The sequence below is a fragment of the Bradyrhizobium sp. AZCC 1678 genome (genome assembly GCF_036924765.1).
Lineage (GTDB): Bacteria > Pseudomonadota > Alphaproteobacteria > Rhizobiales > Xanthobacteraceae > Bradyrhizobium > Bradyrhizobium algeriense.
In genome coordinates this window covers 2,722,817-2,743,490 of record NZ_JAZHSE010000001.1, presented here as the reverse complement: position 1 = coordinate 2,743,490, position 20,674 = coordinate 2,722,817, and the positions used below count along the sequence as shown (strand labels likewise).

Annotated in this window: 17 protein-coding genes and 2 pseudogenes; 8 read left to right on the top strand and 11 right to left on the bottom strand. The window is 59.6% G+C overall.

Annotated features, from left to right (window positions below):
* Window positions 1–3: 3 nt before the first annotated feature.
* Together V1294_RS13035 and V1294_RS13030 are read right to left on the bottom strand one after the other, a co-directional pair.
* Window positions 4–954, bottom strand: coding sequence for an ABC transporter permease (locus V1294_RS13035; RefSeq protein ID WP_247836554.1), 951 nt, complete (start codon window positions 952–954; stop codon window positions 4–6).
* Between the two features lie 27 nt (window positions 955–981).
* Window positions 982–2,679, bottom strand: a complete 1,698-nt coding sequence (locus V1294_RS13030; protein ID WP_334497561.1) for a peptide ABC transporter substrate-binding protein — start codon at window positions 2,677–2,679, stop codon at window positions 982–984.
* 236 nt (window positions 2,680–2,915) lie between these two features.
* On the opposite strand from V1294_RS13030, the gene V1294_RS13025 reads away from it, so the two are divergent.
* The 5 genes from V1294_RS13025 (at window position 2,916) to V1294_RS13005 (ending at window position 8,626) form a co-directional block, all read left to right on the top strand.
* Window positions 2,916–3,551, top strand: coding sequence for a helix-turn-helix domain-containing protein (locus tag V1294_RS13025; protein ID WP_334497559.1), 636 nt, complete (start codon window positions 2,916–2,918; stop codon window positions 3,549–3,551).
* 233 nt (window positions 3,552–3,784) lie between these two features.
* Window positions 3,785–3,967: a hypothetical protein gene (locus V1294_RS13020; protein ID WP_334497557.1), complete on the top strand. Its 183-nt coding sequence runs from the start codon at window positions 3,785–3,787 to the stop codon at window positions 3,965–3,967.
* A gap of 175 nt (window positions 3,968–4,142) precedes the next feature.
* Window positions 4,143–4,736: an aldo/keto reductase gene (locus V1294_RS13015; protein WP_334497555.1), complete on the top strand. Its 594-nt coding sequence runs from the start codon at window positions 4,143–4,145 to the stop codon at window positions 4,734–4,736.
* A 384-nt stretch (window positions 4,737–5,120) separates the two neighbouring features.
* Window positions 5,121–7,055 carry an alpha-1,4-glucan--maltose-1-phosphate maltosyltransferase gene (locus V1294_RS13010; RefSeq protein ID WP_334497553.1) on the top strand — a complete coding sequence of 645 codons (1,935 nt, stop codon included), beginning with the start codon at window positions 5,121–5,123 and terminating at the stop codon, window positions 7,053–7,055.
* 5 nt (window positions 7,056–7,060) lie between these two features.
* Window positions 7,061–8,626, top strand: coding sequence for a putative maltokinase (locus tag V1294_RS13005; protein ID WP_334497551.1), 1,566 nt, complete (start codon window positions 7,061–7,063; stop codon window positions 8,624–8,626).
* On the opposite strand, the gene glgX is transcribed toward V1294_RS13005, so the two are convergent.
* The 3 genes from glgX to V1294_RS12995 all read right to left on the bottom strand — a co-directional run bounded on the left by glgX (window position 8,623) and on the right by V1294_RS12995 (window position 11,975).
* Window positions 8,623–10,854: a glycogen debranching protein GlgX gene (gene glgX, locus V1294_RS13000; protein WP_334497549.1), complete on the bottom strand. Its 2,232-nt coding sequence runs from the start codon at window positions 10,852–10,854 to the stop codon at window positions 8,623–8,625. The two genes, V1294_RS13005 and glgX, sit on opposite strands and share 4 nt — an antisense overlap.
* 700 nt (window positions 10,855–11,554) lie before the next feature.
* The gene (locus tag V1294_RS37960) at window positions 11,555–11,680 is read right to left on the bottom strand and encodes a putative zinc-binding metallopeptidase (protein WP_442895338.1); all 126 of its coding nucleotides are present in this window, start codon (window positions 11,678–11,680) and stop codon (window positions 11,555–11,557) included.
* A gap of 82 nt (window positions 11,681–11,762) precedes the next feature.
* Window positions 11,763–11,975 carry a hypothetical protein gene (locus tag V1294_RS12995; protein WP_334497547.1) on the bottom strand — a complete coding sequence of 71 codons (213 nt, stop codon included), beginning with the start codon at window positions 11,973–11,975 and terminating at the stop codon, window positions 11,763–11,765.
* 685 nt (window positions 11,976–12,660) lie between these two features.
* Between V1294_RS12995 and V1294_RS12990 the strand changes: the two are divergent.
* Both V1294_RS12990 and V1294_RS12985 read left to right on the top strand, forming a co-directional pair.
* Window positions 12,661–12,735 (top strand): annotated as a pseudogene (locus tag V1294_RS12990) (transposase); the annotation flags it as partial.
* 188 nt (window positions 12,736–12,923) lie between these two features.
* A complete protein-coding gene (locus V1294_RS12985; protein ID WP_334497545.1) occupies window positions 12,924–13,277 on the top strand; it encodes a tetratricopeptide repeat protein in 354 nt (117 codons plus the stop codon).
* 444 nt (window positions 13,278–13,721) lie between these two features.
* On the opposite strand, the gene V1294_RS12980 is transcribed toward V1294_RS12985, so the two are convergent.
* From V1294_RS12980 to V1294_RS12965, 4 genes and pseudogenes are all read right to left on the bottom strand, one after another.
* Window positions 13,722–14,921 carry an IS91 family transposase gene (locus V1294_RS12980; RefSeq protein WP_334497543.1) on the bottom strand — a complete coding sequence of 400 codons (1,200 nt, stop codon included), beginning with the start codon at window positions 14,919–14,921 and terminating at the stop codon, window positions 13,722–13,724.
* A 12-nt stretch (window positions 14,922–14,933) separates the two neighbouring features.
* Window positions 14,934–15,809 (bottom strand): tyrosine-type recombinase/integrase, encoded by an 876-nt coding sequence (locus V1294_RS12975; protein WP_334497541.1) that lies wholly within the window; start codon window positions 15,807–15,809, stop codon window positions 14,934–14,936.
* A gap of 67 nt (window positions 15,810–15,876) precedes the next feature.
* Window positions 15,877–16,014 carry a hypothetical protein gene (locus V1294_RS12970; protein ID WP_334497539.1) on the bottom strand — a complete coding sequence of 46 codons (138 nt, stop codon included), beginning with the start codon at window positions 16,012–16,014 and terminating at the stop codon, window positions 15,877–15,879.
* 248 nt (window positions 16,015–16,262) lie between these two features.
* Window positions 16,263–17,585 (bottom strand): annotated as a pseudogene (locus tag V1294_RS12965) (transposase).
* Here V1294_RS12965 and V1294_RS12960 point away from each other — a divergent pair.
* Window positions 17,523–18,320: a universal stress protein gene (locus V1294_RS12960; protein ID WP_334497537.1), complete on the top strand. Its 798-nt coding sequence runs from the start codon at window positions 17,523–17,525 to the stop codon at window positions 18,318–18,320. The pseudogene V1294_RS12965 and the gene V1294_RS12960 overlap by 63 nt on opposite strands.
* Window positions 18,321–18,426: 106 nt before the next feature.
* Here the strand turns inward: V1294_RS12960 and V1294_RS12955 are convergent, their stop codons facing one another.
* Together V1294_RS12955 and V1294_RS12950 are read right to left on the bottom strand one after the other, a co-directional pair.
* Window positions 18,427–19,245, bottom strand: a complete 819-nt coding sequence (locus V1294_RS12955; protein ID WP_334497535.1) for an ABC transporter ATP-binding protein — start codon at window positions 19,243–19,245, stop codon at window positions 18,427–18,429.
* A 99-nt stretch (window positions 19,246–19,344) separates the two neighbouring features.
* Window positions 19,345–20,664 (bottom strand): ABC transporter substrate-binding protein, encoded by a 1,320-nt coding sequence (locus V1294_RS12950; protein ID WP_334497533.1) that lies wholly within the window; start codon window positions 20,662–20,664, stop codon window positions 19,345–19,347.
* Between the last annotated feature and the right edge of the window lie 10 nt (window positions 20,665–20,674).

Genomic DNA, 20,674 nt, shown 5'->3' with positions numbered 1-20,674 from the left:
CGCCTATCCCACCCGGATCCGAGGATCGACGACGGCATAAAGGATGTCGGCGAGAAGCGAACCGATCAGCACCATCATGGCCGAAAACATCAGGATGCCCATCACCACTGGATAATCGCGATAACCGATGGAATCGAGGAACAACCGGCCCATGCCGGGCCAGGTGAACACGGTCTCGGTGACCAGCGCGCCTCCGAGCAGTGTAGGAAACTGAAGGCCCGCAACAGTGATCATCGGCAGCAGGGCGTTGCGCAAAGCATGCACCGTCAGGATGCGCCACTCCGGCATCCCCTTGGCGCGCGCCGTGCGGATGTAATCCTGGTTGATGACCTCGAGCATGGAGGAGCGCATGAAGCGTCCCCAGATGGCAGTCTCGACAAGTGCCAGCACCATGGCTGGTGCGATCAGATGATGCAGAAGATCGAGCAGTGAGCCGTCACCGATCGTCTGCCGGTTGCCGGACGGCAACCAGCCGAGGTTGACCGAAAAGAGATAGATCGTGACGAGTCCGAACCAGAAAGTCGGAATGGAGAGCGCGATCATGGCGCCGACAGTTGCCAACGAATCGAACAATGAATAGCGGCGCACGGCGCCAAGCACGCCGATCCAGCAGCCGAGCAGAACCGCGATGACGGTCGCGGTCGTCATCAGTTCGAGCGTGGCGCCGAGATGAGAGCCGATGACGGACAATACGGCCTCTCCGTCCCGATAAGAGCGACCCCAGTCACCTCGGAGCATGCGGCCGAACCAGTCGAGATATTGGATCGGAAGCGGACGATCGAGGCCCAGCTGCCTGGTGACGCGAACGAGGTCTTCCTGCGACATTTGCGACGAGACCGCGAATTGCGAGAGCGGGCCGCCAGGCGCCAGATGGAGGATCGCGAAGCCGAGCGCAGAGACGATCACCAGCAGCAGCATCGCCTGCATCAGGCGATTGGCGACGTAACGGGCCATCTCAGGCAGCCCTCCTGGCCGGACGGGTCAGGCCCAGTACCATTCGCGGATGTTCCAACAGTTGGACGAGGTGTTGATATTGTGCCGGAAGCCCAGCAAGCCGTCCTTGACGCCTTCCGCGATGAAGCCCTGGAACAGCGGCAGCATGGCGAGGTCGTTGCGGACGAGCTTCTGAAGGTCGCCGTAGAGCACCTTGCGCTGCGCAAGATCGAACTGCTTGGCGCCCTCGGCGAGCAGCCGGTCAACTTCCGGGCTCTGGTACTGATAGGTGTTGAAGCCACGTCCACCCTTGGCAGGAATGGCACCGGAGCCGAAGCGTGGCGTCACGTCCGGATCGCTGCCCAGCAAGAAGTTCACCGACACCAGGACCGAGTTGAACTTCGACTGCTGCCAGAAGTCGCCCCAAATAACCGCAGCCGGCATGTTGTTCACACGCATCGCGGCGCCGATCGCGCGCCAATCCTGAATCAGCAGTTGCTGCGTCTGCTCGCGGACGGCATTGCCGGTCGTGGTCGAATTGGTGAATTCGAGCTTTACGCCACCCTTCTCGCGGACGCCGCCGGCGCCGCGGACCCATCCCGCCGCATCGAGCAGACCATTTGCCTTCGCAGGATCATAGCTGTGCTGCGGCAGTCCCTGCTGGAACGACCAGGCCTGCTGCGGCACGAAGCTCTCGGTCTGCGTCGGCAGACCGTAGTTGAGCGCATCGATGATCGCCTTCTTGTTGATCGCGAGATAAAGCGCCTCGCGCACCGTGCGGTCGGCAAATGGACCGAATTCCAGGTTCGGCGCGACATGCTCCACCGAGGCCGTCGAGGACACGAAGATTTTCCGACCGCGCAGTGTTTTCGCCTCCTGCACAAAATTCGGCAGGATGCCTTGCAGACCCGTATAGTCGACCTGACCGGTTCGGAACTGGGTGTAAAGGACGGTCAGATCCGGGATGTATTTGAAGACCACGCGCTCCAGATAAGGTCCTTTGCCGTGGTAGCCGGTATGGGCATTCAACAGAATGTGGTCGCCAGGCACCCGCTCGCCCCAGCGGAACGGTCCGGTCCCGACCGGCGCGTTGTGGAACGGCGAACTGTTCGGTTCAGTTACCTTCTCCAGGATGTGCTTCGGCACCATGAAGGTAAGCGACAGGATAGACATGTAGGGCGAATACGGCGCCTCCATGCGCCAATGAATTTCGTCGAGGCTAACGACCTTGATGTCCTTGACCAGGCTGTGGCCGACGCGGTTGCGCACGCGGAAATCGGGGTTGTTGATCAGCTCGAGGGAGAACTTCACGTCGTCCGCCGTAAACGCTGTACCGTCATGCCACTTCGCGTTACTGCGCAGCTTGATCTTCCAGGTCAGCCCGTCGGCCGACAGCCCGCCATTCTGGATGGTCGGGACCTCGCGGGCGAGGTCAGGAACGAAGTTACCATCAGGGTCGATGAACCAAAGCGGCGAGAAGATCTGCCACCAGACACCCTGATCGACCTCTATGCCGGGCATCAGGGGATGAAAGACGGTCGGCTCCTGCGACAGCGCCGCGATCACCTGCCCGCGTGGCTTGTCGGGCGGATTGGTCGGACGTTCCGTCTGAGCAAACGCGGAAGCTGGAACGGTCAGTCCCGCCGCAGCGCTGGCCCCGAGCAGCATGAACTGGCGGCGGCTCGGTATGCCCGGGGTCAGGTTGTCTAACGCCGGAACGTCGAATTTGCCCGTTTCGTCCGCCATGACCGTCTCCGTTTTCGCGCGCGGCACCGATTCCCCGCGCCCCGATCTCGAAAACCCGGCAACGCAAAGGTTAACTGAGCTTCAGTAGGTCTAATTATTTGCATCCAAATTTCATCACAGCTAAATAAACGAGTCAATGCCATTGATGGTATGATCCGATTGTTCAATAGAATTGATCGCCGTTCGGTGGTGGGTGCGAAACGGTTAGGCTACGAGACGATGCACGGGAGAGCGACATGGGTAGCCGCGGCAGCGTGACCGTTCCGAAGAACGCCCCAACGATCGAAAGCGATGACGCGGTCGACCAGCGGCGTCTCGGTGAGACCGTACGGCTTCTGCGCCAGCGCGCCGGCTTCTCGATCCAGGACGTCGCCAAGCGTACGGGCCTGTCCACCGGTATGATCAGCCAGCTCGAACGCGCGCTCGCTATGCCGTCCGTGCGCACGTTGCGTCTGCTCAGCATCGCTCTCGACGTGCCGATCTCCTATTTCTTCGGAGCAAGCGACGCGGGCGAACCCCAGCGCTACATCGTGCGGAAGAACGATCGGCGGCTTCTTCGGCTCACCGCCAGCGGCGTCGTCAAGGAAGCGCTCACCCCGGCCGAGAAGGGCGAACTCGAACTCTACGAACTCACGCTCAATCCTGGCGGCTCGTCGGGCACCGACTTCTTCCAGCACACCGGTGAAAAGGCGGGCTACATACTGTCGGGCAGCCTGCGTCTGTGGCTCGACCACGAGGCCCATATCCTGGAGGCCGGCGATAGTTTCCGCTTCCCGAGCATCGTGCCACATATGTTCGACAACCCGACGCAGCAGGTAGCACGTGTCATCTGGGTAACGACGCTGCGCCGAACCGATCCACCGACTAGTTGAAGTGCCGAGCGACCGCATTGCGCCAACAGCGGTCATTCCGCAACCGCGCAGATGAGTGCTGCCCTCACCGGGAAGCGAGGCGGCGCGTCGGGTGGAGCGGGCACAACGCCGCGAGCCATTTGAAGCCTCGCCTTTACGTTTTCGGTACACAGGCTTGACCTTGACGCCCGCGCGTCGCAGGTTTCGGGGCGCCGCGCGCGGCTCGCGCGCCCAACAGGCAGGATCGATCCTTCATGGCATTCGTGCAGTTCACGCAACCGGACGATCAGCCCATCGTCATCAACACGGATAGGATCGTGACCGCCACACCACTGCCCGACGGACAAGGCACGCGCATCACCTTCAACAACGGTGGCCATCAGGACGTGAAGCAACTCATCGATGACGTGCTGCGGCAGTTGAACATAAGCGCGTAGGCTCAGGACATCGCCGCCTGGGCGAACCATTCCGCCGATCAAGTGAGATCGTGCACTTTCTGGAGTGCTGCCCAATGTCGCAGATGGGTCAATCGCGTTGCTTTAATGAGGTCCGAGCCACTTCTGGTCCAGCTCGATAATCGGACACAGGCGCTGTATCCTTACCCTCCCGGGTTTGGTCATTGCCACGAAAGGTGGCTTGGTGCGACCAAATCGCCGATCTTGGGTCCCAGACGGTCGCCCCGACCATTTACGACGCGCGGTTGAAGGTAGCTTACAGCGCTTGCGGCTAGAGCGCATCGATTTGTATCAATTCCATGCGCCTGATCCCAATATGCCATTTATAGAGTCGGTTGGAGCATTGCTTGATTTACAGCGCTCAGGCAAAATTCGCCATATTGGCATTTCGAACGTCACGGTTGCGCAGCTCGAAGTGGCGCGCTCCATCACGCCAATCGTGTCGGTTCAGAACATGTACAATCTGCGAAACCGAACCAGCGAAGACGTACTCGCCGCGTGCGAGCGTCTTAGAATTGCTTTTCTGCCGTGGTATCCTCTGGGCGGCAAACGCGGCCTAAGGGCACTCAAGATAAAGCAAGTCGCCTCGCGTCGCGGTCTCACGCACGCAGCCTTATCCCTTGCGTGGCTGCTCGCCAAATCACCTGTTATGCTGCCAATCCCCGGCACTCGATCCATTGATCACCTAGAGGATAATGTGCTTGCGGCCGCCCTCAAGCTTGCGCCGGAAGACTTCGACGATTTGGGATGAAGATGCGTTTCATTGTCGGCTTGTTCGTCGATACTATGCCTGCGCGTCATCCGGGTCTTATTTCATGTTGCCGATTGGCTCCGTTTTCGGGCTCATGATAATGCGCGCCGCCGCGCACTCTTGGCCGCGGCACGTTTAGCAACCAGTCCGTTTCGAACGAGTGGTGGCAAGAAGATAAGCACTGATTCGTAGCGGCAGCTCGAAATATTCGAGTACCTCTTGGTAGCTCAATGCGTCGCCGAAGACCAAGATAAATGGTCCAGAAAGTCTAACCGCGTGATGCCCAAACAGTTCCTTCCCGAGGCGCCGGCAGCACTCAGGAACCAATCCGGCACATCCGGCATTCGTACATAAGTCTCTGTGCTGCCGCGTCCCCATCATGCCATGAGCGCTCCTGTAAAACAGGCTTTTCATATCGAGGAGATCTTCCCCTCAATTGACTGTGGCCGCTTTGCGGTCAAACGGATCGTGGGCGAGGCCGTCGAGGTCTGGGCAGATATCTATCGCCACGGCCACGATGTCGTTGCCGCCGACTTGATATGGCGCCGCGAGCCCGAATCCGATTGGCAGCGGACCGCCATGATTCACCACGGCAATGACCGCTGGGTGGGATCCTTCGTGCCTGAGAAGACCGGCCTCTGCAGCTACGCGATTGAGGCGTGGACTGACGAATTCGCGACGTGGCGACATGGCTTTGAGCAAAAACGCAAAGCCAATGTGGCGACCGAGCTTGACGCCATGGAGGGAGCTTCCCTGCTTACCCGCGCCGTGAGCGGCGGTCAGGAAGCTACAGCGAAGATTGCACGTGCATGCGAAACCTTCTTACAGTCGGGCAAGTGCGAGGTCCTGCTCTCCGATGACCTCAAAAAGGCGATGGCTGAAGGGCAAGAGCGTACGGATCTCACCCGATCGAAGCCGCTTACACTCATGGTGGATCGGCCCCAGGCTCGCTACAGCTCCTGGTACGAGATGGTGCCGCGCAGCCAGAGTCCTCACCCGGGACAGCACGGCACGTGGAACGATTGCATTGATCGTCTTCCCGACATCCAGGCCATGGGCTTCGATGTCGTGTATTTGACGCCCATCCACCCGATTGGACGCACGAACCGCAAGGGAGGCAACAATGCTCTCAGGGCGGTCGACGGTGATCCGGGCAGCTTTTACGCGATTGGCTCACATGAGGGTGGACATGATGCCATCCATCCTCAGCTTGGAACCCTGGATGAATTTCGGCGGTTTGTTGCGGCATGCGCTGCCGCCGGCATGGAGGTCGCGCTCGACTTCGCTATTCAATGTTCACCGGATCACCCCTGGCTCAAGCAGCATCCGGAATGGTTCAAACGCCGTCCAGACGGCTCGATGAAATACGCGGAGAACCCCCCAAAGAAATACGAAGACATCGTGAATGTTGATTTCGAGTCGGACGATGCTGAGGGGTTATACCGAGCGTTGCGCGATGTCGTCCTGTTCTGGGTCTCGCAAGGCGTCAAAATCTTTCGTGTCGACAACCCACACACGAAGCCGTTTCGCTTTTGGGAATGGCTGATCAAGGAGGTACAAGCGCGCGATCCTGACGTGCTTTTCCTTTCGGAGGCATTCACCAGACCCAAAGTCATGAAGGGGCTTGCCAAGCTCGGCTTCACGCAGTCTTACACGTACTTCACGTGGCGCACGGAAAGATGGGAGATCGAGCAATATGTGAACGAGCTCGCGGGCTACCCCGAGCGCGAATTTTATCGTCCTAATTTCTTTGTTAGCACGCCCGACATCCTGCCGTTCCACCTTCAGCGCGGCGAGCCATGGACGTTCAAGACGCGGCTTGCGCTGGCTGCAACGTTATCAAGCAACTACGGCATCTATAACGGTTTTGAACTTCTCGAGCATGAGCCGATACCCGGCCGCGAGGAGTATCTCAATTCCGAAAAATACGAATTGAAATCCCGCGATTGGGACAAGCCCGGAAACATCAAGCCTTATATCGCCCAGATCAATCGTATCCGGCGCGAAAACCCGGCACTGCAACAGACCTCCGCGATCCGGTTTCTGCCCGTGGAGGACAACTCGGTCATAGCCTACGTCAAACATTCTGCCGATCAGACAAACGTAGTCGTGACCGTCATCGCGTTAACGGGTGGTTTCCGGGAATTCTGGCTCCCGCTCGGTGATGTGCAAGTGCGGCCAGGCCATGGCGACTTGAAGCCCGTGACCGCGCTCGAAAATCTCAAATCCGGTCCGACCTCGCCCGTCGCCTATGGCGGGATGCGGCTTTGGATCGATCCCATACACGATCCCGTGCTTATTTTCCGATGCTTGGGTTAACGAACATGGGCACCGCCGGTGAAAACCTTGCGTTCTTGGACATACCGGAAGGTTCTTCATGGGTTGCGAACAGAGAGGTGACCGCAGCTCTCGAAAGACATTTTCTTCCGTCCTATCTCGCCAAAGCCCGGTGGTTCCCTGGTAACTCTGAAACGCGAATTAAGCCAAAGATCATTGCACGCCTTCCTTTCACCGCGGACTCAACCACTTTTGTCATTATCGAAACCAACCATCACGCGCGCTATCTCCTGCCCTTGCGGGTCGACTGGTCCGTTGATGCGGCTCCCGAACTGGATAAATCCATCGTGGCCCGTTTGCACCAGGGTGAGCGTGAAGGATTGCTGTGCGACGTCGCTGCTGATCCGGCTTTCATCCGACGAATCCTTGAGCACCTTCGACGGGAGGCCTCCATTGCCGGCTCGGGTTGGCGGCTAGACTTCAAGCCCACGAGCAAACTCGGGAGCCAACCACCGAATACTCCATCCCGAATCCGCGCCATTCAAGGCGAACAATCCAACAGTACGGCGCTGGTTGATCAGGACTATGTCGTCAAGCTGTATCGCCAAATCGAGCCCGGCCAAAACCCCGAAGTTGAGATGGGACACTTTCTGACCGAGGCCGCGAATTTTGCGTATACGCCCGCGCTGCTTGGCCACCTCAAGGCTGCTCATGCTTCGGCGAGTTATGCCCTTGGTATCGTCCACGCATTTGTGCCGAACCGCGGTGATGCCTGGACCTGGTCGGCCGACCGCCTCAGCATTTATCTCGATTCAATCGCGAAAGGCTCTGAAGAACGCGACAAAGCGATCACCGCACGACGGGATTATCTCCAGTGGGTGCGGCGTCTTGGATGCCGTGTGGCGGAGATGCATCGCTCATTGGCGAGCCGCGATGACATAGGGGCGTTCAAGCCTGAGGCGATCGACGAAGGCGATCTCGATTTCTGGATCGGCGACGTTATGGAGCGCGCTGCTCGTATCTTCAAGAGGTTGGAGGAATCGCCGCTGGATGTGAACGACCGCCCCCTCATGGAGCGCTTGTTTCGGGTCAAACCCCGACTGTATGATTACGCAGCTAACCTCATCCGTCCTTCGCTTGGCCGCTGCAAGATACGCCATCACGGCGATTTGCATTTGGGCCAGGTGCTTGTAGCCAATGAGGACGCAGTCATTATTGACTTCGAGGGCGAGCCCAGCCGACCCTTGGCAGACCGGAGGCGCAAGGCTCCTGCTGCGCGCGACGTCGCAGGTGTCTTGCGCTCACTAGACTACGCCGCCATGGCATCGAGGCAGCAGAGGCAGAAGTTAGAAAAGCTCAACACCCCGACGTCGCGAGCCTTATTCTCATGGCGCCAACAGTCCACAGATGGCTTTCTGAGCGCTTATCAGGATGTGATAGGCGCCTCGGTTTTGTGGCCCGACCGCGCCGACGATACGAAAGCGATGTTGAATTTCTTTCTGCTCGAAAAAGCGCTCTATGAGGTCGAATACGAGCTTTCCTACCGGCCGGCTTGGATTTCCGTGCCATTGCAAGGCGTCCTGCGCGTTCTCGAAGAAGGAGGCGTGGCCTAGACCTGAAGTGGAAATTCGGCAATATCCATGATGGCACCAAGACCCTGGCGGAGCCGTCGCGTCATGGTCTCTTCCGTCGCGAGGCCGAGCGCCAGCATTGATCGACCAGCGGCCTTTAAGCGATGGCCAAAAGGATAAACCGTCACCGTCACATCCGGTACATGCGTATCAATGAGCCCGGCCCAGGCGCGGCCCTGCGCCACTTCGGGCAAGACGAATTCGACGAAATCATGATGCGCGTTATAAATAAGCAGCAGCGTCGCATCCGAGCCTTGCCGTTTGACGCCAGTGTCCTGGGCCCGTCCGTCAAGCAGCATACCGAAACATCGCGTGGCCGGATTGTCCCAATCCGCCGTTGTCATCTCCAGGCCGTTCGGAGCGAGCCAGCTTACGTCCTTCACGTCTAGTTCTTCATTGACGTTGCCGATGACGAACCTTGAGCGATGCAGGATGGGAAAGGCCTGCCGTGTCGCGATTAGCTTGCGGACGAATTCCCGCAACGCGCGGCCTTCGGCGGAGATACCGAGCCAGTTGAGCCATGTCGTGTCATTGTCCTGAGCATAGGCGTTGTTGTTGCCACCCTGGGTATGGCCAAACTCGTCACCCGCGAGAATCATAGGCGTCCCGTGCGACAGCAGCGCCGTCGCTAGGAGATTGCGCTTTTGCTGCTCGCGAAGCTCGATGATCTCTGGATCATCAGTCGGCCCTTCAGCGCCGTGATTCCACGAATGATTGTCCGAGTGTCCGTCGCGGTTGTCTTCGCCATTGGCCTCGTTGTGTTTATCATTGTAGGAAACGACGTCGTTCAGTGTGAAGCCGTCATGCGCCGTAACGAAATTGACGGACGACCATGGCCTGCGACCACGCTTGTTGAAGAGGTCGCCCGATGCGGTGATGCGCCGCGCAAATTCGGGTGTCATGCCTTCATCCCCTTTCCAAAAGCGCCGCACGTCATCCCTGAATTTATCATTCCATTCCGCCCATCCAGGGGGAAATTGGCCGACCTGATAGCCGCCCGGGCCTACATCCCAAGGCTCGGCGATCAGCTTGACAGACGAAAGGATCGGATCCTGCCGACAGGCATCCAGAAAGCCGCCGCCTTCATCGAAACCGTAGGGCTCCCTCGCAAGAATGGTCGCAAGGTCGAAGCGGAAACCATCCACGCGCATTTCGGTCGCCCAGTAGCGCAGGCTGTCCGCGACCATCTGGAGCACGCGCGGATGCGACAAGTTTACGGTATTGCCGGTACCGGTATCATTGATGTAGTAGCGCTTCTGGTCCGGAAGCAGGCGATAATAGCTCGCATTATCGATGCCCTTGAAGGAAAGTGTTGGCCCGAGTTCGTTCCCTTCGGCAGTATGATTATAGACGACGTCGAGAATCACCTCGATACCATGGGCGTGGAACTGGTTGACGGCTTCCTTGAACTCATTCGCAAAAAGCGTCTTGAGATAGCGCGGCTCGGGCGCGAAAAACGCAAGCGAGTTATAGCCCCAATAGTTACGCAGGCCCTTCTCCGTAAGATAACTATCGTCCACAAATGCATGGATGGGTAGAAATTCAGCGCTCGTGATCCCAAGCGCGCGAAGATAAGGAGGGATATGCGGATGGCAAAGTCCGGCGAAGGTACCGCGGTCGCCTTCCGGTACAAGCGGATGGCTTCGGGTAAAACCTTTGACGTGCATCTCGTAAAAGATGGTGCGGTCCCAGGACACCTCGGGCTTTGCCGCACGGCCCCAGGTGAAGGCGGGGTCTATCACGCGGCATTTTTGCATAAGATGCGCGCTGTCGCGTGAATCGAAGGACTTGTCCTTGTCCGAGTGACCGAGCTCATAGCCGAATAATTCTGGTCCCCAACGCAGCGCGCCCACAAGCTGCTTAGCATAAGGATCAATCACGAGCTTGTTGGGATTGAAACGGTGTCCCGCATCTGGCTCGTAAGGGCCGTGGACCCGGTAGGCGTAGACTGTACCCGGACGTGCGGTCGGTATATAACCGTGCCAGACTTCATCGGTGTATTCGGGCAGCTCGATGCGTTCGATCTCTTTCTTTCCGCTGTCATCGAAGAGGCAGAGCTCGACCTTGGTGGCATGAGCCGAAAACAGTGCGAAATTAACGCCAAGGCCATCCCAGGTGGCTCCAAGCGGAAAGGGCTTACCTTCCAGCACGGTAGCACGCCGAAGGCTTGCCGCCGCCCGGGCTAGTCTCTTATCCTTGACCTTGTTCATGAACAATCCCGGGACGCATCCCCTGCAACGCGCAAGGGCGGCTGTGCGCTATCCAGTAAAAGCGCTATCCATGCTTTGGTTCCCGTCACCCACCAGGCGTAAAAAGCAGCCGCCCTTGTTCGGAGCGACCCTTGAACTCCCGCAGCTTTAGCGATCCAAAGTCTTTGTATGCCGCTCGATCCGGGCCCGTGTCTGAAGCGAAGGGACTCTACCGGCCATCGGCTACGTTCAATACTGACATTACGGACGGCGTTCCGGTGAGTTAGCGCAGAGCCATCTTTTGCAACCCGCCGCTCAATCGGTCGAGCATAAGGCTTGCGCAGGATTGAACACTGCGAAGCAACTTAACTTCGCCATGCCTCCTCCGACTGGTGTGGATGGAGCCTGGCTTTGTCCTCCTCGTATTCCCTGATGAGGTCAGCGAGAGCTTCGCGCGTTAGCTTGTCATTGGTTGAGTTTTCTAATCTCCGACACGCTTCGATCTTATAGTCCAGCTCGCGGCACAAATCGCACATGCGCACCTCCTGTATCATATCGGGAGCACACACTATCTCCACCCGCGTCTTTGGCTGACCATTGCTGGTGATGTGCTACAATGCGATTAGACCGGCTTTGTTTCAAGGGAACGTCACCTGGGCGACTTGTCCCCCTACCCCGCCGCCGGAGCCGGCGGTAACGCCGACCGCTCGCGTTGAACCAGCTATTGAATAAACGCCAGCTTGCCGATCACCGGGCGCGTCAACACGAATGGGTACATGTCCGAGGTGCCGATGGCGCGGCACAGACTGTCCATCGCGAGTACGAATAGAAACCACGCCCGCGTCACGGCATCAAAATCCTCGATCGCATGGTGTCGAACTCGACCCTCGCGCGCAGACCGCCAATGCAGTCGGCCTTCCTGACGCTCGTCAGTCGTTGACCAGGGTGCCGATCAACTGGAGTAGAGCCTGGTGTTCGGGACCGTTGGCGCCAGCTCCAAGGAATTTTCCGATTTCGATCAGGGACGTACGTCCCCCGGAGCTGGCATTCGGCTTGTGCTCCACCATCGCGACACCCGACTGCGGATCACGGACCAGCCGCCAGACGTCACCGTTGGCGCTTTCGTAGAGAATTCTTGTCATGCCTTTTCAACCAGGTGATCTCCGAGGGGTTCCTGGAGGGGCGGCCGGACGAACCAAAATCCCCGACGGACGTTGGATCCGCATGTCGGACGCTTTTCACTATTTCCGAGCCATGACGTCCGAGCCATTTGCAAGGCTCGGGCGATGCCCGTCGGACGGCTGAGGCATCTCCAGATGGTGGTAGGAAGGATCTATCACCTCCTGACGAAGGAGGCCGCATACAGCCCGAACCTACATCACATGGATGACTTTCGGGCGGCACAAAAGCTCGAGAAATCGCTCGACTGATGGGCGTGGCAAATTCGTCAATCGAAGCGGCGCCCGCGAAGAATTGTGTGCGCCGCAGGAAGAAGGCGGGGTGTCCGGCGGGAGACGAAAAGTTCTGGCAACCGTCGTGCATCTCCTGGAGACCACGTCCTTGGTTCGCACCCCGCTCCCGGCCGCCGTCGCGGCGACCCGCAAACGGAGATTCGGCCCGCTAGTTAGAGCGGAGATAACTATGGCTCAAGCGTTGTTCGGCTTGGGTCATAACGCGATTTCACTTCCGACGTCCAGCTGATCATCGGGCATTGGTGCTTCGTGCTCAGGCCCGAGGTCACCAAGGGCAAGCGGCTGCGCCGCGTGCCCGTCCACAAGCACCTCGTCGAGCAGGGTCCTCGAATACGTGGAAGAACGGCGGAAGATCGGCGTTCGTTCCGAACGGCGGCTGTGCGAGGAGGTGCACCTGAACCTCGCTTATCGCTGGTTCTGCCAGCTCGGCCGGAAACTCGCAAAGCTGATCCCGATCCCTGCGCTCCAGCCCGCTTAGGCACAACCAAGCACCCGTGCGCCGGTCGCATTGTCCGATCCCAAATTGCCAGTTCGCGGACTTTTTTGGCCACGGCTTACGCGTGGATTGGGCTTGGCAAATGTTATCTGGGTCGAGCCGAGGAAACCGAAGACTACATCATGCAGGCATTTCGGCTTTCTCCCCGCGACAACAGGGCGTTCACCTGGATGATCAACGTAGGCGTCGAGCAGTCATATCTTGCGGCCGATGAAGCTGCTGTCTTCTGGTTCAAGCGGGCCATCGAGACCAATCGGAATGTCGCCGCGTTCGTTCACATCTATCTCGCCCCGGCGTTGGCTCATCTCGGGAGGATTGAGGAAGCGCGGGCTTCGATACAGACGGGACTGGCCATCGATCCCAATTTCACTCTCGCGCATTTCCACGCAAGTTCGCCAACGGACAATCCGACCTGTCTCGCACAGCGTGCGCGGATCGCCGAAGGCATGCGCAAGGCAGGGCTACCGGAAACTTGATTGGCGAGCCGGCATTATCTTTCAAGATGGGTCAGCAGACCACCGTACGAATAACTGCATTTGGCACATCGCGTCAGTTAGTGCGGTGCAGCGACATGTCCGAAGTTGTGAAGGTTTTCGGACGCCGGCCCCATGACGGTAGCGCCGCGGGCACGGGGCCGGCGTCCGCAAACCTCCAAGGGAGGAAACCGCGGGAAGGGATACGTGGGTGGTGCGGCGTGCGCTATGGGGATTTGAGTGCCGCGGATGAGGTGTGTGATTGGGGTCGAGGCGCTCCAGCACGCCGGTGGACGGTGAAACGGCTGCTGGATGAGCGGCGGGTCGCGTCGATCGCGGTGAATTGTCGGACGGTTTGAGACGACGGCTGGATGTCTGAGCGCGCTCTGCCGTGGCCGGTCGAGAGCCGGCGAGCGAGACGCGCAAATTTGCGGGATTGTGGTGCGGTCATGAGGTGTCGACCCTGATGACGATCGGTGGAGGTGTCGGCTGATGCCGTGGCGTTGCACCGCGCCCGAAGAGCTCGATGATGATCATGGGACCGCCGCAGCATGGACAAGCCGGCTTGCCGGGATCGACGGCGGCAGCGGTGGGCTCGGCCTGGGAGTTTGAAACGGCGAGCAACTCACGCGCTCGGGCGATGTTGTCGGCGCGCGTGCCGCTGGCGAGCAGGCCGTAGTGGCGGATGCGGTGGAAGCCGTGCGGCAGGACGTGGATGAGGAAGCGGCGGATAAACTCGCCGGTTGAGAGTGTCATGAGCTTCTGGCGATCGCGACCATCGGCACGATAGTCTTTCCACCGGAAGGTGACACTGGTGCGATCGCAGGCGATCAGTCGGCTGTTGGCGATGGCGACGCGATGGGTATAGCGCGACAGATAGGCCAGCACGGCCTGTAGCCCGCCGAACGGGCGCTTGGCATAGACCACCCATTCGGCGCGGCGTAGCGCTGCCAGATACGCCGCGAATGCCTGCGCATCGGCAAGAGCTGCATGATTGCCGAAGAACTGCAGGTGGCCGGCGTTGTGGGCCGCGATCAGCTTCTCCAGGAACAGCCGCCGGAACAGGCGCGAGAGCACGCGGACGGGGAGGAAGAAGCCAGATCGGCAAGATATCCAGCTTTTGCCGTCGAGCGAGATGCCGCCGCCCGGCACGATCATGTGGACGTGCGGGTGGTGGGTCATGGCTGAGCCCCAGGTGTGCAGGACGGAAGTCACGCCGACCCGAGCGCCGAGGTGCTTGGGGTCGGCGGCGATCGTGGTCAGCGTCTCGGCCGAGGCCTTGAACAGGATGTCATAGATCACCGCCTTGTTCTGGTAGGCGATGTCAGCGATCTGCGCCGGCAGCGTGAACACCACATGATAGTACGGCACCGGCAGCAGATCGGCCTCGCGCGCGGCCAGCCAGTCCTTTGCCGCCGCGCCCTGGCACTTCGGGCAATGCCGGTTGCGGCAAGAGTTGTACGAGATCTTGGTGTGCGCGCACTTCTCGCAGCGCGCGACATGGCCGCCGAGCGCCGCCGTGCGGCAGTTCTCGATCGCCGACATTACCTTCAACTGGCCAAGGCTCAGATGGCCGGCGTTGGCGCTGCGCCATGCCGGTCCATGATCGCGGAAGATATCGGCGACCTCCTGTGCCGGACGCGGCACGCGAGCCGCGCTTTAGGCAGGTGGCTCGACCCTTTCGATCTTGCGGGCGATATGCTCCAGCGGGCTCATAACACGTTGGATCGTCTTGGTGGCGACGCGGGTATAGAGCGCCGTGGTGTCGAGCTTGGCGTGCCCGAGCAGCACCTGGATCACCCGGATATCGATGTTCTGCTCGAGCAGGTGGCTGGCGAAGCTGTGTCGCAAGGTGTGGAGCGACACGCGCTTGTCGATCTCGGCCCTCTCGGCTGCGGCATGGCAGGCGCGATTGAGCTGGCGCGTCGTCATCGGCTGCACGCGGTCGCGGCCAGGAAACAACCAGCCCTGCGGTCGTGCTGTCTTCCACCAGGCACGCAGCAACTCGAGCAGATGCGGAGACAGCATCACGTAGCGGTCTTTGCGCCCTTTGCCTTGTTCGACGCGGATCACCATGCGCTTGCTGTCGATGTCGCCGATCTTGAGCGAGATCACCTCGGCGGCGCGCAAACCTGCGCCGTAAGCCACACTCAGCGCCGCCTTGTACTTGAGGCCCGGCGCGGCATCCAAGAGCCGCGCCACCTCCTCCGGGCTGAGCACGACCGGCAGCTTGCGGGGCTCGTGGAGGAATGTGGTGTGCTCGATGATATCGGAGCGCCTGAGCGTGATCCTGAAGAAGAACCGCAACGCAGCTACGGTATGATTGAGAATCGGGATATGCGCGCCGCTCGCCGCCAGATGCAATTGAAAACGTCGGACGTCCTCGAAGCTCGCCGTGTCGGGCGACCGGCCAAGGAAGATAGCAAAATCCTTGATGGTGCGGATGTAGCCTTGTTGGGTCTTTGGCGCTAACTTGCGGATCGTCATGTCTTCGATCATGCGCCGCCGCAATGGGCTCATGGCCTCGTCGGTCATGGGGATGCTCCTGTCTTGAGTGAGGTTGTCGAAACCCCTCGATCTCAAGACAGGACGCCCCGTTGCGCTATCCTCTTGGCTGTGTCGCCAGCCGCAGTGACCTACCGCGCGAGCGGTTTAGTTCTTGGGTCTTTGGCGCTAACTTGCCGATCGTCATGTCTTCGATCATGCGCCGCCGCAATGGGCTCATGGCCTCGTCGGTCATGGGGATGCTCCTGTCTTGAGTGAGGTTGTCGAAACCCCTCGATCTCAAGACAGGACGCCCCGTTGCGCTATCCTCTTGGCTGTGTCGCCAGCCGCAGTGACCTACCGCGCGAGCGGTTTAGTTCGTTGGCATTTAGCCGACATCGGCGTTTGGCCGAATGACCGCTTTGCGCCGATTGTGTTGAAGAAGTCGGCCGCCCAACTGATTGGGGATTGCAAGGAATCAGGCGCGCGTGAGCTTGTTTGCTCTCAGGCCGGCATTGGGGCGGGCAGCGGGATCAGCTTTGCCATCTTTCGAAGGTTCTGGACCGTGGCAGCGAGGAGGAACTCGTCTTGAGCACCGGACGGGCCTCTCAGCCTCAGCCTGTCTAGGCGCAGGATGCGCTTGAGATGTGCTAACAGCATCTCGATCTTCTTACGTTCACGCCGCGACGTCACGTAGGTCTCGGTCTTGGCGATATCGCGCGCCACGTCTCGGGCGTTCTCGTAAATTGAACGCGGAACCTTGCGGGCAGGCATCTTTGGACAGCAACGCGGCTTAAGCTCGCAGGCGTCGCAGTCATATTTGCTGGCGCGATACAGCAGTGTTGCTCGGTCGTTCACCAGAGTGCCGGTAGAAGTCAGCATCCTGCCGGCTGGACAGACGTAGATATCGGCTTCCTGATTATAGTTGAGGTCTCCGCGCGAGAACGTCCCATCGGCGCGGGCGGACTTGTCGAACACCGGAATTTGCGGCTCGATCGCGCGCTCGTTGACCAACCACCCCAACATCTCGACTGACCCGTAGGTACTGTCGGCGGCCAGGCGCTCGGGACAGAGCCCGAGGCAATCTTCGGTGCGCTCAATCATTGTGCGCGCCGCACCGACCTCGGCCTGCCGGATAGCTCGCGTCGCCTCAACATCGACGATAATCGCCGCCTTCAGGTCGATCAGGTAGTTGTCGGCGTAGGCAAAGAAGGCATGCCCTTTGTGAGCCCCGGTCCGCCTGCGCGGCCGGATCCGATCTGGAGATGAACTTCGGTACCGTCTCGCTGGCTGCGCCCCAGGCAGCCTCATCCAGGGTATCGAGATATTCCCGGACGGATCGGCGCGTCCTGGCGACGGCCTCCCAGTCGACATCATCAGACCCGGCAGAAGAACGCTGCTTGTTGGCATCGGCAGCGATCAGGCTGGCATCGACAGCAAAGGCCGTCCCATCAACCAACCCTTCTGCCATGCAGCGTCGGACCACGGTTTCGAACAGCTTGCGCAGCAGATCGCAATCGCGGAAGCGGCCATGCCTATTCTTGGAGAAGGTCGAGTGGTCCGGCACCTCGCCATCGAGGCCGAGCCGGCAGAACCCCGTTCGGAGCGAATGCCGTAGCAGTAGCCAACCAGCAACATCCGGACGAGCAGTTCGGGATCAATCGAAGGCCGGCCGGTCGAGCTATAAAATGGCGCTAGATGGCCCCGAACCTCTGACAAATCGACAAAGCGATCAATCGACCTCAGCAAGTGGCCGGCCGGAACATGTCGCTCAAGAGAGAACTCGTAAAACAGCGCCGCCTGATCGACCTGCCGAGGAGCCATCATCGATTCAAATCTCCACCTACTAAGGGAAATGAATCAGCGATCTCCTTCGACTTCAACAGCGTCGACCTGTCGGCTAACTTTATTCGAGCCCAGCAAGCTGAAGCCCGAGAACACGCAGAGTCCGTGGCCACCGCGTTTGACGAGGCGACGCGTCGCGCCGGCGTTTCAGCCGACACACGCAGGATTGAAGCTGGCACTGGCGACGTACCAACCCAGTTTGCGCATATCGCAAGACGATTCGATCTTTCCGTCATTGGCCAACTTGAAAGGGACCCAGATCATCGAACCACGAATATCGTCCTTGAGGCAGCGCTGTTCGAATCCGGAAGACCGGTGCTCATCGTACCTTTTATTCAGAAGGATCGCCTCAAACTCGATCATGTCATGGTGTGCTGGGACGGCAGCCGGGCAGCCACGCGAGCGATCGCCGATGCTATGCCGTTTCTTACCCGCTCCGGCAAGACGAGTATTGTTGTTGCGGACACTCAGAGCGCCAAAAGCGTAGACCTTCCGGGTACGGATATCGCGACCCATCTGACCCGTCACGGAGTAAACGCCACGATTGAGCGCATTCCCGTCAGCAAGATCGATGTTTCAAATGCAATCCTGTCATATGCAGCCGATGCAGGTGCCGATCTCATTGTGATGGGCGGGTACGAGCATTCCCGGCTGCGGGAATTTATTCTTGGCGGGACGACACGTGGTATGCTTGTCTCGATAACCAACCCACATTGATGTCGCACTGATCGGATATCGGTGTGAGATAAACCACGGTCTGGTCTTGCGCCACGCCTCGCGCGGCGAGTCCACTCAACGCGCGCCGATCGCTTGGCGCCGTTGCCTAAATGAGCCAGCGTTTGCGCCGCCTGTAGTGCTTCACATCGCGGAATGATTTTCGCTTCTCCCCGGCGACGCCAAGATAGAATTCCTTGACGTCCTCATTCGCAGCGAGCGCCCTCGCCTCGCCATCCATCACCACGCGGCCATTTTCGAGGATATATCCGTAGTTGGCATATTTGAGTGCCATATTGGTGTTCTGCTCGGCGAGAAGAAACGAGACGCCTTCCTTGACGTTCAGATCCTTCATGATCTCGAAGATCTCTTCGACGATCTGCGGCGCGAGGCCCATCGAAGGCTCGTCGAGCAGGATCATCTTCGGGCGCGACATCAGCGCACGGCCGATCACGCACATCTGCTGCTCGCCGCCCGACGTATAGCCGGCTGTCGAACCGCGACGCTCTCCGAGACGGGGGAAATAGGCATAAACTCGCTCCAGATCCTGCGCGATCGCGGCCTTGCCGTCCCTGCGCGTGAAGGCGCCGGTCAGGAGATTCTCTTCGACCGTGAGATGAGCGAAGCAACGCCGTCCCTCCATCACCTGAATGCAGCCGCGCCGCACCACCTCGTTTGGCGACAGGGACTGCACTTCGACGCCGTCGAACAGGATCGAGCCCTTGGTGACCTCGCCGCGCTCCGCATGCAGCAGATTGGAGACCGCCTTCAGCGTCGTTGTCTTGCCCGCACCATTGGCGCCGAGAAGCGCGACAATTCCGCCCCGCGGCACATCCAGCGATACACCCTTCAACACGAGGATGACGTGACTGTAGACAACCTCGATATTGTTGACCGACAGAAAGGGCGCTGCCGGTTCTGTCGCCATAGAGGCCCCAGGGATTGACACGCGGTCCTCTCCAAACGGTTGCAGCTTTCGAAAGATCCGAGAGGAGGCGAACGCTCCTCCCGGATCGCTGGGAAGCGTTCAGCTTTCTTTCGAGCAGTCGCGCGGCTGGACGTTCTTCTCCGCGGCATACTTCGCGGAAATTTCGTCGACGAGCGGCTCGGTGTTGGATTGGTTGGCGGTGTACCAGTCGGAGATGACCTTCCAGCCCTTGCCGTCCCACTGCTGTACCCGCCCCTCCCGCGCGCCCTCGTGGTCGGAGCAGGAAATCTTGATCGGCTTCAACATGCCCTCGAAGCCGAGTTCCTTGAGACGTGCATCAGAGAGGTTGAGGTTCTCCAGCCCCCAGCGCACCTGCTCGCCCGTAAGCGGCTTCTTGCCGAACTTTTCCTGCGCCTTGCGGATCGCCTCCACGCCGAGCATGGCGTTCGTCATGCCGCGGTTATAGAGAACTTCGCCGACCTTGCCAGGCTCCGACAACCCTTTGCCCTTTGCATAGACGTGCTTCTCGATGTCGGCATGTACGGAGAATTTGCCTGCGCCATGCTGAAGCATCAGCGCCTTGTAGCCAGCGGCTTGATCGCCTGCGGGCGTCACATCCGGCTCGGCGCCCGACCACCAAACACCGATCATCCTGTCGCGCGGATAGGCAACAGCCGCCGCTTCCTTGACTGCCGTGCCGTTCATGACGCCCCAGCCCCAGAGCAAAACATAGTCCGGCCGGTTCTGGCGGATCGCCAGCCATTGCGACTTCTGTTCGACACCGGGATGCGTGACCGGGATCGGCGCAAACTCAAAGCCGTGCTTCTTTGCCAGCACCTGCAGCATCGGGATCGGCTCCTTGCCGTAAGGGCTGTCGTGATAGAGCAGCGAAATCTTCTTGCCTTTCAGCTTGTCGACGCCGCCGACCTCCTTGGCGATGTGCTGAATCGCGATATCGGCCGCCGACCAGTACGTGCCGAGCAGCGGGAAATTGTACGCGAACACGGCTCCGTTCTTGGAATCGGCGCGGCCGTAGCCCATCGTGATAATCGGGATCTTGTCAGTCGCGGTCTTTTCGGTGAGGGCGAATGTAATGCCGGTCGACAGCGGATTGATGAAGGCCGCGCCGGTCGGGCCCTTCCCTTTGAGACGCTCGTAACATTCAACGCCCTTGTCGGTGGCGTAGCCGGTTTCGCATTCCTCGACCAAGAGCTTGACGCCGTTGATGCCGCCGTCGCGCTCGTTGACAAGGTTGTAATAGTCGGCCACGCCGTTTGCGTACGGCACGCCATTCACGGCGTACGCGCCCGTCCGGTAGGATAATATTGGGATGAACTGCTCGTTCTGCGCTGCAGCGGGAGAGGCAAACGCCCCGCCTGAAAGTATGGCTGCCGCCAGCATCAGCTTGTTGCGTACCATATTGGTGTCC